Below are 12493 nucleotides of genomic sequence, written 5' to 3'. Positions count from 1 at the left end.
GAGGTCGAGTCGGCGCTGGACCAGGCCTGCCTCGACCGCATCGGAGAGCGGCATCCCCCACGAATTGCCCTTGACGCTACCGGGCCGGCGCCCCTACCTTGCCAGTCTCACGCCACCTGGGACAACCCACGCCAGTCAGCGGAGATGAGGAACCTGCCATTCGGAGGTTGGATGCACTTTGATTTCCCTCGCCGAGTCTCGGCACGCCATGGGTGGCTGACCGGTGCCCTGCTGGCGTGGATCTTGGCCGCCGCGCCCGCCTGGGCGGACGAGGTCACGGTCGAGGGCGTCCACCCGATGAGAGGGCTCGAGGGCAAGAACATCCTGGGCCCGATCGTTGAGGGGGCTGACGGCCTGCACTACGGCACCGCCGTCAGAGGCGGCCGCCAAGACCTGGGGACTGTGTTCCGCATCCTGGCCGACGGCCAACTCGAGGTGCTGCACCATTTTCGTGGCGCGCCCGACGACGGCGACCGGCCGGTCGGCTTGGCGCGCGGGGCGGATGGTGCGCTCTATGGCCTGACGTTGGCCGGCGGCGCGTTCGACGAGGGCATGGCCTATCGCATTGACGCGAAAGGAAAGCTCAAGCTGCTGCATTCGTTCCAGTCGGCGGTCGATGGCAGAGGCCCGCAAGGCCAGCTGCTGCTGGCCAGCGACGGCCTCTTCTACGGTGCCACCAATTTCGGCGGTAGCGACGACCAGGGCACGATCTTCCGCATGCGGCCGAACGGCCAGGTGGCGTCGCTGCACAGCTTCACCTTCTCCGGCGGAGGCGGCCGGTCTCCCACCGGCAGCCTCGTCGAAGGTGCCGACGGCCTGCTCTACGGCACGACGAACTCCGGAGGCCCGCGAGGCTACGGCATCGTCTTCAAGATGCGCCGCCATGGCGGGTCGCCACAGATGCTGTACGACTTCGGTCGCAAGGGCCGCAACGGCGCCGCGCTGAAGGCATTGACCAAGGGACCGGACGGCCGCTTCTACGGCGTGATCGAGGCCGACCGGGCCGACAACCCGCGCGGCCTGGTCTATCGCATCGACGCCGCTGGCCACTACGAGGTCGTCTACAGCTTCACGCCGCCGGTCGACGTCCAAGGCAAGTTTCCGTTCCAGGAATTGGCGCTCGGCCGGGACGGAGCGTTCTACGGCAGCACCAACCAGGGAGGCGAGTTCGACAGGGGCACGCTCTTCCGGCTGACGCCGAATGGCGGATTGACGACGCTGCACAGCTTCCAGTTGCAGGGCGAGGAGGGTTGGTTTGCGAGCAACCCGCTGGTCGAGGTGTCCGACGGCGAGTTCCTCGGCGCGACCGCCGTCGGCGGCACCAGCAACCAAGGCGCGGTGTACCGCCTGCGCATCACCCCTGCACCGAGGACATCCACCCGCTGAAGTCACGAGGTTTCATGCGCAATCGATGGAATCCAACGTTGATGGAACAAGCGACCGCACTCAGGCTTTGAAGGCATTGGGAAATCCAGTTTGGCTGCTGTGCAGCGGGTGCGGACCGCCGCGTCCGAGTGCCCACGGGCTCAATTCCTACAGGAAGCGGTCGCTCAAGGCACCGGGCTCGAGTCAGTCGTAGGTACGGAGTGCTTTCACGGCTCGGTACAGTGCGCCTGTATTGCATATGCTGAAGGTAGAGCCGGTATGCTAAGGCTCTGGCGGAAGCTCACGCGGCCGGCGATAGAGCCCCGACTCTCGAATGCGGTCAGACGGGAAACCTCGATCCAACAGTTTGCCCGCGATAGCTGCGACGTGCGCTTCACTCTTCGTCGGCCCGATCATTACCTGGTCGATGAATGACATTGGCTGGATCGGAATCTCGTGAAGGTCACGCCGTTTCGAGCGGTCAATCCACAGCACGCGCACTTCATCTTCGAAGCGGTACGCGTACCGCTTGGTGTACAGCGCGTTCGCCGCGGAATTGGCAATCTGCGGATGGCCGCCATCCCTGAGTCGAACCGCAATTCGTGTCAGCTCTGCCGAGCGCTTCGGGTAGCGGACTCGGCCAATGTAGGCCTTTGAGGTGTCGATTCCCGGGGACCAAACCAGCGCATCCACCAGCTTGCCTACGGTCGTCGCTATTCTCACCGCCGGCAATGGCTCCTGCTCTTCGTCGCAGATACAGGCATACAGGCGCCACCGAGGTTCATCGAGATAGCTGACAGTCCAACAAGAGCCGAACGCGTGCGCCGTGGCAAGCTGGCTGCCAGGCGCGAAGAGTTGGTCGCACCACCACTCTTCATAGGGGTCATGCCACTTTCGCGGCGAGACCAACGTGAGAGCCTTCTGATCGATCATCTGCGTCACTCGATCGATGGACGTGTAGCGATACACCGTGTCCCCAGGGTCCAGATCGCGGCGAAGCACTCGGCCTCGACCGATAAGCTCTGGAGCCTTGTAGTCCGAGTACCAATCGGTAGGGCGATCTCCAGACTTCGATTTGAGACTAGATTGCGACATTTTCGCCTTGGGGTTCGTACGGCAGATTTCGAGCAACTCAGATAGGCGTCAAGGAACTGCACAGCCAGCTACGAGACATCTCCGCCAGCTCCGTATGGCCTGGGCGACCGTCGTTTCGATATGGCTCCAAATTCCTATCGGCCGCAGGCTGTCCACGCCCGCTTCATGGACCCGGTATGTTGTCACCTTCAAGTCGATCCGGCCAATTCCTTCAAGCGTGCGGCACTTGCTTTCCCGATCCGCTCCGCGAGAACGTCGTCCGACAACGCAAGCACTGCGGTTCGATCAAGCGCTCCGACTTCAACCAATGCCAGATGCTGGCCGCGCGTCAGTGGTACAGGCAGTGCGAGCAGAGACAACGCCCTGTCCAGTAGACCCGATTCGAGACGGATCAGTATTTGATCTGTCGCCGCGAGGTAGCCGGGCTGGTCCGGTAACAGCGCGGACAGAATCCGGTGAGCCGAACGAAGATGAAAGCGCGTGCTCTCCGCGATGCTGGCAATGTCGCCAAAGCTGATCGTGCCGGAGTAGGGGTTTGTCGTGTAGTACCGCTCGATCGCATCGACCGGTACGCCCTCGATCCAGTCATGCAGGATCGCCGCGCGCTTGCAGCGCTCCCAGAATGTGTGCTCATCGGCACCATAGCGCTGAAGAAGATGGATCGTGGAGCGATCGTAACGCTCCATCGCATCACTGACGCGGACTGCCTCGCCGCGGCCTCGCCGCATGATGGGCGTATAGACCGTCGCCATCTCATCCAGCACCTGAACGACCGCCAGAACGTGTGCCGCCGGCGTCGTGGCGACGTTGATGTCGCGTAGGAGCTCGACTAGCCGCAACCCCGACTCGAATGAGAGCGACGAGGCACCCACCGCCTGACCCAGCAGGGTCAAGTGGATAACCCCACCTTCATCCTGTGCGAGTCCGGCCTTCAGAAAGCGCGTGACGAGCTGCGCTATGCGCTGCTCGATCATGCCGAGCCAATTCGGGCTGGCTCGTGACGCAGCATAGCCACCAAAGGTGTTCACGAGAAGCCCGGGAATCTCCGTCGCATGCATGCCGCGTACCTGACTCAGCAATCTCAGAATCCAGGTAGGCAGATCGTCGACGCTGAAGGACGACACAACATCCTCTGGCACTCCTTGCACATAGCGTCGGAAAAGTTGTGCCCGTTCGACCGGCGTGTCGGCCAGGATGATTGCCTTCCCTATTTCCTTGAAGCCAAGGCGGCCGGCGCGACCGGCCATGTTCTTGTACTCGGCGATCGTGAACGGGCGGCCGTCCTCGCCAAGAAACTCCTTCTCGGCCAGGATGACCGTCGAGGCCGGCGTGTTGATCCCCGCGGCGAGCGTCGTCGTCGACGCGAGCACATGAATGCCGCCGTCGAAGCTACGGAAGCCGCGCTCGACCGCCTCCCGCTCACCACGCAGCAGGTTCGTGTTGTGGAACGCCGTCCCGCCGCTAAGGCAGGCCCGCAGTTCTTGCGACGCTCTCGTAAGGCCCTGCTCCGGCAAGGCCGCAAGCGCGGCGGTGGCAGCACCGAGATTCAGATCTGCCGCCAGGTAGCGCGCGCACCCCTGCGCCTTCCCCCGAACGTTGCGAAAGACGATGATCTTCTCGCCGCTGCCGACGAGCTGCCGAACCAGGGGCACGATCACGTCCTGCGACGACGGCTTGTCCCGGCGCTGAACGATGGCATGTCGCGGCAGGAGCTGCTCCGTCTTTGTCGAACTGTCAATGTCAACAAACTGAAATACACCATAACGGTCGAGCACCCCTTCCACAAGCGGCACCGGGCGCTCGCGCGACATCAGCACCGGGATGTTGAGCCACTGATCAAAGCCGCGAAGCTGACCGATCACGGCCGACAGCAATACGACTTGCGGCGAGACACCTCGCGTCCTCGCGCGCAGCAACATCGAAAGGACTAGCTCGACGGTGATGCCTCGACGCGGATCGGTGATGAACTGTCCCTCGTCGACGACGACGAGACCGAGTCGGTTGAGGAGATGCCGTGTGCCAAGAGTCAGATTCAGAAACATCTCGTAGGTGAAGAAGGCGAGGTCATAGCGCCCGCTCAGCACCGCACCTACGCTGTCGGTAGCGTCACCCGTGCAGCGCACGACGCGCAAGCCTGTTTGTCCGTACCGCTCCGAGAACTCCTCGAATTTCTCGGCCACGATTGCGCGGTATGGAAGCAGGAACGCGGCCTTCTTCCCGGCGATCACCGACTGCACCGCGGCGAGCTCGCCGACCATGGTCTTTCCGGAGCTGGTTGGAGCGATCGTCAGCAACGAGCGACCGGCAAGCACGCCGAAGTCATTGACTGCTCGCAGCTGCAGGGCGTTGAGGCCACCCGGAAAACGCTCACTCCATTGCCGCACGATGGCTTCAGGAAAGCCATGTGAGAGAAGTTCGTTGAAGTTGCCACCGAGCCGTACGACATCGCTCGCCGGAAAAGAAGCCTGGAAGTTCGCACCTCGCACCAGGCGCGGAAACACCAGCCCCCCTTGCACGCTGCCCAGGAAGACAGGCGTCTGATTGACCCCCAACCTTTCGGCCTCGACCCTGGTCAGCTGAATGATCTCATCGACGATCGCCGGGAAACTCACCTGCCCGGCGACTGCCCCGGTCATCGCTTGGATGATGGCGCCCGTAAGAAGGCCGTGACCCGTGCCAGGCTGCTCCCAAGCTGACTGCGTGGCGGTACACGCGGCCAGGAGGATGCGGCCCTCCCCCGAGACACTCTCCAGTGAGAATGCCGCCCGGGGCCGCGCTTGCACTTCGAGGACGCGTGCGGGTGCATGACCGCTGAAGCACGAGTCGAGGATGAAAAGCACGACGCGCGCACGCGTGGCCTTGAAGGCGTCGGCCAGGACCGCCATCGGAAGGGTCGAACCGGACAAGTCCGAACTCACCGTGTCGTAAAATGCAAGACTACCGTCCGGCGACCCGTGACCCGCGAAGCTGACGATGACGATGTCGTCCAGTTCGGCGCCTTCCAACGTCCGCAAGATCGCCTGCGACACGGCCTCCTTGGTCGCCTCCTGGTCAATCAACAACCGTGCACTGAGGTCCGGGATGGTGTCGCTGAACAAGGCCCACAGCGCGCAGGCGTCGCGCATCGCGCCGGTCAGTTCATCAATCGTCGGATCGAGCTGCTTGTTGATGCCTACGAAGACGGCCTTTGTCGGCATGAGCGCTCCGTTTCCCTCGGCTTCGAGCCGCGGCAAAGCATTGCTGAGCCGTGACGTCCGCAATCCATCGAGAATGTTTGGTGCAAAACGAGCAATGCTGGTGCTTGGGAGCTACCCCGGCGACGACGGTGGAGGCGGAGGTGGGTTTGGCGGGACCCAACCAGTCTCACGGTTTGGAATTGGAGACGGGGGCGGCGGCCGAGGCGGAGACGGCGGGCTTGACGGTCGAGGTGCGGGCATTGGGTGCTCCCTTGTTGGAAAAGTTAAATGCGGCAAACACAGTGATTGAGATCACTCCGACAAAAAACAGCACGGCGCCAGCGACATTGAGCCTCTTCGTCCACTCCGCGTAAACGCCGCCGAAGGATTCGTCGCGCTGACACCTGTCGATCTGCTCGATACACCGACGAATCGTGTGGATACTAAGGTGATACGAGAGTAGTACCGCCAAAGTGCTGAAGCCCCAGGACACCCAAGCCGCGATCAGCAGCCCAGGCAGGTCTAGTGGCTGATTGCCGATGACGTCCTTCAGGAAGACAAAGGAAACACCAAGGGCGCCGCCTGACAGCGACAGCACAGTCTTGTCGAATTCCTCTTGACCCTTTCGCTCGGCTTCGACGAGCAATTTGCGGTATTCAAGGTCCCCTCCGGATACTTCGTTTCGAGTCATGGTCTGCCTGCCTGGGAGGTGGCTAAGCAACGGATGCTCGGCACCTCAAGAGCGCGGGTCCTTTCAACTCGTAAGAACGAAAAATCGCCAGAAAACCCGACACGTTCCGAGTCCAATTGGGCTAGAGATAACCCTACCAAGCGATGGTGGAAGTCTCGGCAGTTGGTCTCGCTCGCCGGTTGTCCTGGCGATAGAGTCGCTGGGCACCGGCAATCAGGTCGCGCTTCGCTCTCTCGCTTGGCGCCTAGCCGAATCAGCGCGAAATCTGCCCGGATGGCGGGTTCGGGTAACAGCGGGCATTCAACCGCCAGAATCGATCGGCTGCACCCAGTCTTGACTTGCCTGTCGTCAGGCGGCTTCGAACGTCAGCAGATGGCCGGGTCCGTGAGTTGATGTCGCCGCCCGGAGGCCGCCTGTCGTAGCGCGCAACGGTTCCCATTGAAGTCGCCTCTGTTGACGCGTCGTCAACGCTGCGGGTAGGGAGAGAATCGCAGCCCGGACTGCCCCTGATCGGTGAGGGCCTGTCTCCATCAACAGCTGGTGCTGTCAAAACTGCTCATGACCGACGCTCAATACACGACCTTGCCGCCATGGCCCAACGCTTATCCTGCCAGCGGCGCCAGCGCCACGCTGAAACTCCTCAACGAGGATTTCGTCGTGACCGAGCTGCCGCTGCAGCTGCCCTCCGGTGAGGGCGAACACATCTGGCTGGACATCGAAAAGAACGGTGCCAACACCGCCTTCGTCGCCCAGCAGCTGGCCGAGGCCGCCGACGTGCAGGAAAGAGACGTGGGCTATGCCGGCCTCAAGGACCGCTACGCCATCACCCGTCAGTGGTTCAGCATCTATCTGCCGAAGGGCGAAACGCCTGACCTGACCCTGCTTCAGCATCCGGAATTCAAGGTACTGAGTCAGAGCCGCCACGTGAAAAAGCTGCGCCCCGGTGATCTGCAGGGCAACCGGTTCCGCATCGTGCTGCGTGACGTGACCGGCGACCGCGACGCCGTTGAGGCCAATCTCAATGCCGTTGCGTCACATGGCGCGCCCAACTACTTCGGCGCGCAACGTTTCGGCCACGACGGCGGCAATGTCGAGCAAGGCCGGGCCATGCTGGCGCGCGAAATCCGCGTGCGCAACCCGAAGAAGAAGGGCATCTACCTGTCGGCGGTGCGCTCCTTCGTCTTCAACGAAGTGCTGGCGCTGCGAATTCAGCAGGGGCTCTGGGGCAAGGCCCTGCCCGGCGACGTGATGGACGAGGCGGGCCGGCCCACCGGGCCGCTCTGGGGTCGGGGCCGCGTGAGCACCACCGACCAAGCGCAAGCCCTGGAAAACGGAGTGGCTGAACGTCACGCCACCTTGTGCGGCGGCATGGAACACGCCGGTCTGGATCAGGAGCGCCGCGCCCTGGTGGCGAGCCCCGCGGACATGTCATGGGAATGGCCGCAAGCCGATCAGCTGGTGCTCACGTTCTCGTTGCCCGCCGGGAATTACGCCACGTCCGTCCTGAACGAAATCCTCCGCACCACAGAGCCTGACCGGCACACAGAGAACGAGTCTGCGGCCGTCGAATGACGGTGTTCTCACCTCGGGTTGCTGGGGCTCGGCCATGAGCGCATCGATGCCGGGCGGCACTTTGGCGTGGTCGAGCGACCGGTGCTGCCGTCGCTGCAACGCTGGTTCGGCGCGCTCGCCTCTCGGCCGGCCTACGCCCGCGTCGTGATGCTGCCGCTGTCGACATGACCGACCGCGTGGGTTGAGTCGTCGGCCTTCGCCCGCTCGCGCCAGAAGTCGGCATCGAACAACTGCTCCACGCCGGTGCGTTCGTTGACCAGCCAGAACTGCCGGCCGTCGGGGCTCAGGCGGGACACTTCGCCGCACTGGCGCCCGGTGGTCACCCGCTGGCCGAGGGCGTTGGCGGGGAAGTCGGGGTGCAGGGCGAGGTGCCGCAGGGGCACGGCTTCGCGCGCGTCGCCGGCCAGGCGCAGCCGCTGCACGATGGGCGCGAGCAGCGGGTTCGCCGTGTCGGCGGTCGACAGGTAGACCACGATCTTGGCCTGGGCGCGGCTGAGCGCTACGTTCACCAGGCGCTGGGCCTGCTCGGTGCGCAGAAAGGGTTGTGCGCCATCGGCCGGGTCGAACAGCACCACCGGCGCCTCGCTGCCCTGCGCGCGGTGCACCGTGCTCACCTTGACCGCCGCGCCCACGCCGAGCGCCGCCAGGAGCTGCCGGATCAAGGCCCGTTGCGCTCGAAAGGGTGTCAGCACGATCAGCTCGTTAGCCTGCCAGTGGCCGCTGGCCAATGCGGCGGCCACGGTCTCGGCAATGGCCTGGGCCGATTCGCGGCGCACCGGCCCGCGGTCGGCGGCCGACCAGCCGCCGTCGCTCGTCACCCGGTGCACGTGCACATGGGTTTGCGCGTCGATCTCGCCGAGCGTGCGCTGGCGTGCCGCCTGCCAGTCGGTCGACGCCTGTGCGTCGGCGGCCACCTTCAGCGCGCCGTCGTAGTAGAGATCGCTGACCAGTTGGCAGATGGGCCCGGCCATGCGCGACTGCTCATCGAGCAGCCGCACCGAATCGCCTTGGCGCGGCATCTCGGAAAACGCCGACCGGCCCAGCCAGCGCAGCGCGCCGCGGTCGGCGCTGCGCACCACCGGCGACAGTTGTTGCGGGTCGCCCGCGAACAAGCGGGTGCGGCCCAGCGGCATCAGCGCCAGGGCATGGGCCAGGCTCACCTGGCTCGCCTCATCGAAGACCACCAGGTCGAATGCTGGCTCTTGTGAATCGGCGGCCAGTTCGCGCAGCGTCTTCAGCGTGAACGCGGCGCGCGTGGTCGTCATGCTGGCCAGGCGGCAGCGTCGCAGCACTTGCAGCGACGCGCTGCGCAGTTGCTCGCGCAGCGCGGCCACGCGGTCTGCCCAGGCCTTCAGCCCCCGCGCATCGCGCGGCGAGGGCCGTGCCGCCTCGGCGCGGGCGAGCGAGCCGATCAGGCCCTGGTCGTCGCTCGGGATCAGATGCTCTCGGCCGGCGTAGGCCGCCGCGTCGAAACGCGTGCCCAGTCGCTGCACGGCGTGGCGCCAGTGTTCGCGCCGACCCTTCTGCAGCGCCTTGTCGACGGCGATCGTCGCCAGGTCCACCGCGTGGTTGGTGGTGGACAGCAGCAGCACGCGGGCGCCGGGCCGGCTGTCCAGGTACTCGGCCAGCAACACGCCCAGCGTGGTGGTCTTGCCGGTGCCTGGCGGGCCCCACAGAAACGAGCTGCTGTGCCGCACCAGCGACAGCGCCTCGCGCTGCGCCTGGCGCAGCCAGCGAAAGGGCGCGCCGGTCAATGCGGGGCCGCTGTCGGCGAGCTGCGGCCGAGCCAGGTCGCCCAGGCTGGCCATGGCGCGCTCGGCCCAGGCGGTGTCGCTCCAGGCGTCGGCCACGGCATTGAGAAACCGGGTGGGGTACAGGCGGATCAGGTGGTCTGTGCCCGGTGGCGGGGCACTGGCGTTCTGCAGCACCAACTGGTCGTCTTCGGCCAACACGGCCAGCACGCTGGCGCCGCCCTTCTCGGGCGCGCCCCACCAGGCCGAGGCGCCGTCCAGGCTGTCGTCCAGCAGCGCCTGGGCCGATGACCGGCCCGGTGCCTGGCCGTCGGCATAGACATAACCCGGCTCGAGGGTGACACGCCACAGCGCACCGTCGCGCTCGGTGCGCAAGACCTTGAAGTCGTAGTACTCGGGCGTGGCGGCGAGCTCGGCGCTCAACGCGGCGCGCAGGTCGGCGAGGCTCATGGCGAAGGGCGGGAAGGCGGGTGAGGGCGGGGGGAGGGCGGGACTGTAGCCGCCCGCCGACCTTCATCCGCCCAACCGCCGCCCTGCGCGCGCCCCGGGCCCCCAGCTGGCAGGGGCCGCGCCCTGCGTCAGTACTGCAGCACCCCCGACACCGCGAAGTGGTCCGACAGGTCGTGGTCCATCCACAGCGTGGGGTTCAGGCTGCGGTAGATGCGCACGGTGTTGTCGTTGGCGCGGGGTGAGCGGTGCTGGGTGTCGGCGAACACGTAGTCGAGGTATTCGCGGCCGCCGGAGCCGAGGGCGTTGACGGTGGGGTCGTAGCTGTAGGGGTGGCCGAGGTAGCGTGGCTCGGTGGTGTGCAGCAGGCCCAGCATCTGCACATAGTCGTCGGGCGTGGCGTAGCGGTCCACGTTCAGGTCGCCGGCGTAGACCACCGGCTCGGCCGCGGGCACGCCGTGGCTGGCGGGGTAGCTGCCCATCTGGCCCAGCTGGCTCAGGCGCACCTGGCGGTCTTGGGGGCCGTTGTAGGCGTTGGTGTGCGTGCCCAGCACGTGGTAGGCCTTGCCCTGCTTGATGATCTCGAAGTAGATGAAGCCCTTGTTCGAGAAGCAGTTGTCGCCGGTGCAGTCGGGGTAGACGTGCACGTCTTGCGCGGCGATCGGCCAGCGGCTGACAGCGACGACGCCGCCGTTCATGATGTTGCCGGGCTGGTCGACCAGGCGGCTTTGGTAGGGGTACTCGGCGCGCAGGTCGTTCAGCAGCTGTTCGCGGCAGCCGCCGTCGAAGGCTTCCGACAGCACGATCGCATCGAAGCCGGTCACGGCCGCGGGCATGGCGGCGTAGCGCTCGCAGATGTTCTTCGCCACGAAGATGCCCCAGGTGTTGTAGGCCAGCACCTTCAAGGTGTTGGGGTCGTCGCTGCGCGCCTCTTTCACGTTGGCGTCGTTCACGATGTAGTAGACATCGTCGTAGCCGCCGGTGAACTCGGCCTTGAACGACAGCTGCTCGTCGGGCACCACGGTGTTGGTGTGGATCGTGCGGTCGTAGTACCAGGGTGTCTCGAACGAAGCCGCCTTGGCACCTTGCCACAGCGACGAGCCGATCAACTTGCCGCGCAACCGTTGCTTCAACACCTGCGGCCCGCCGCGGGCGCCGGTGACGGTGGTGTCGAAGTAGAAGTTCTTGCCGTTGGTGATGCCTTCGTCGCGGTTCATCCACACCACGCGGCGCGTGGCATACGGCGGGATCACCGAGTCGTAGGTGCCCCACTGGCTGTTGCGCACGAGCGTCTTGTCGCCGTATTGCACGGTCGAGACGGTGAGCGGGTTCGCGGTGGTGTTGGTGACGTAGACGTAGGTTTCGGCCTGGGCGGCCAGGCCGCTCATCAGCGCGATGCCGGCCATCAGCCGCGCGAAGACAGAGGTGAGTTTCATCGGGGCTTTCTGTTCTTAGGGTTGGAAGCTGTCGGGGAAAACGTCGCGCCGCAGCGCGTCGAGCTCGGCGTCGCGCTGTTGCAGCGAGGCCGGGTCGGTGACGCCGGCATAGCGGGCCTGAATGGCCTGCTTGCGCTCGGCGTAGACCGCCATGCGATCGCGCTGCTGCGCGTCGAAGCGGTCGTTGCGGGCCAGTTGCTCGGCCTGCTCGGGCGGGAAGAACTGGCTGCGCACCTGCGCCGTCAACCGGGCCTTGTCGGCCTCGCTGGTGGCGTCCAGCAGGGCCAGGCGCAGCGTGAGCTGGTACTGGCGGGTGCGCTCGTTGGGGTCGTTGGCGGCAGGCGCAGCACTGTCTGGCAGCCACGATGCGCGCAGCGCCTGGGCCGCCGCCAGGCGCTGTGCCAGCGGCAGGCGGGCGGCATCACGCTCGATGAACTGTTCGAGCTGGGCCTGGTAGCGCAGCTGGGCCTCTTGGCGGCCGAACAGCAGCTGCGCGTTGGCAGTGCCCAGCACCTCGGCCCGCACGCGGCTGACTGCGTCGATGCGCTCTTGCAGCGGCTGCTGGGTCGACATCAGCAGCGCCGACAGCCGCGGCCCCAGCAGTGGCAGCCGGGCCAGGATGTCGTTCAGCGTTTGCCGTTGCGCGGCGGGCAGGCCGGCCAGCACCTCGTCGAGGCAGGGGCTGGGGGCCGTGCTGCCGCACAGCTTTTCCAACTGCTTCAGCGATGGCGGCAGGTCGCCGGCGCCGGCGAGGTCGGCGGCGAGTTGCCGGCTCAGGCGGGCCCGCTCGTCATGGCTGCGGGGCTTCTCGACCTTGTCGATGGGCGCGAGCGCCGCCGCTGCGGCCAGCGCAGCAGGCGGGGCGGCGGCGGGGTCGGGCGATGCAGCGGCACTCTGGATCGCAGAGTTGCCGCTCACGGCCCACCCGAGCAATAGGGCGCCGGCGCAGGCCGCTGTCAA

The 12493-nt window shown here is 65.7% G+C and carries 8 protein-coding genes; 2 read left to right on the top strand and 6 right to left on the bottom strand.

Annotated elements, in window-relative coordinates; translation table 11 throughout:
• The first annotated feature begins 144 nt into the window (after nucleotides 1-144).
• The gene (locus ACE3SG_RS03355; RefSeq protein WP_374562855.1) at nucleotides 145-1386 is read left to right on the top strand and encodes a choice-of-anchor tandem repeat GloVer-containing protein; all 1242 of its coding nucleotides are present in this window, start codon (nucleotides 145-147) and stop codon (nucleotides 1384-1386) included.
• A gap of 261 nt (nucleotides 1387-1647) precedes the next feature.
• Here the strand turns inward: ACE3SG_RS03355 and ACE3SG_RS03350 are convergent, their stop codons facing one another.
• The 3 genes from ACE3SG_RS03350 to ACE3SG_RS03340 all read right to left on the bottom strand — a co-directional run bounded on the left by ACE3SG_RS03350 (nucleotide 1648) and on the right by ACE3SG_RS03340 (nucleotide 6327).
• Entirely contained in the window at nucleotides 1648-2334 is a 687-nt protein-coding gene (locus tag ACE3SG_RS03350; RefSeq protein WP_374562559.1) for a hypothetical protein, read from the bottom strand.
• 314 nt (nucleotides 2335-2648) lie between these two features.
• Nucleotides 2649-5657 (bottom strand): DEAD/DEAH box helicase, encoded by a 3009-nt coding sequence (locus ACE3SG_RS03345; RefSeq protein WP_374562558.1) that lies wholly within the window; start codon nucleotides 5655-5657, stop codon nucleotides 2649-2651.
• A 166-nt stretch (nucleotides 5658-5823) separates the two neighbouring features.
• Nucleotides 5824-6327: a hypothetical protein gene (locus ACE3SG_RS03340; RefSeq protein ID WP_374562557.1), complete on the bottom strand. Its 504-nt coding sequence runs from the start codon at nucleotides 6325-6327 to the stop codon at nucleotides 5824-5826.
• 558 nt (nucleotides 6328-6885) lie between these two features.
• Between ACE3SG_RS03340 and truD the strand changes: the two genes are divergently transcribed.
• On the top strand, nucleotides 6886-7899 hold the full coding sequence (truD, locus tag ACE3SG_RS03335) for a tRNA pseudouridine(13) synthase TruD (RefSeq protein ID WP_374562556.1): 1014 nt from the start codon (nucleotides 6886-6888) through the stop codon (nucleotides 7897-7899).
• A 131-nt stretch (nucleotides 7900-8030) separates the two neighbouring features.
• On the opposite strand, the gene ACE3SG_RS03330 is transcribed toward truD, so the two are convergent.
• The 3 genes from ACE3SG_RS03330 to ACE3SG_RS03320 form a co-directional block, all read right to left on the bottom strand.
• Nucleotides 8031-10100: a DEAD/DEAH box helicase gene (locus tag ACE3SG_RS03330; protein ID WP_374562555.1), complete on the bottom strand. Its 2070-nt coding sequence runs from the start codon at nucleotides 10098-10100 to the stop codon at nucleotides 8031-8033.
• 128 nt (nucleotides 10101-10228) lie between these two features.
• The gene (locus ACE3SG_RS03325; RefSeq protein WP_374562554.1) at nucleotides 10229-11533 is read right to left on the bottom strand and encodes a sphingomyelin phosphodiesterase; all 1305 of its coding nucleotides are present in this window, start codon (nucleotides 11531-11533) and stop codon (nucleotides 10229-10231) included.
• A 15-nt stretch (nucleotides 11534-11548) separates the two neighbouring features.
• A complete protein-coding gene (locus tag ACE3SG_RS03320) occupies nucleotides 11549-12451 on the bottom strand; it encodes a lipase secretion chaperone (protein WP_374562553.1) in 903 nt (300 codons plus the stop codon).
• Nucleotides 12452-12493: the final 42 nt, after the last annotated feature.

The organism is Ideonella sp. (assembly GCF_041914305.1).
Taxonomy (GTDB): Bacteria; Pseudomonadota; Gammaproteobacteria; order Burkholderiales; family Burkholderiaceae_C; genus Ideonella.
Note: the sequence above shows the minus strand (reverse complement) of the source record. Positions and strands in the feature narration are given on the sequence as shown.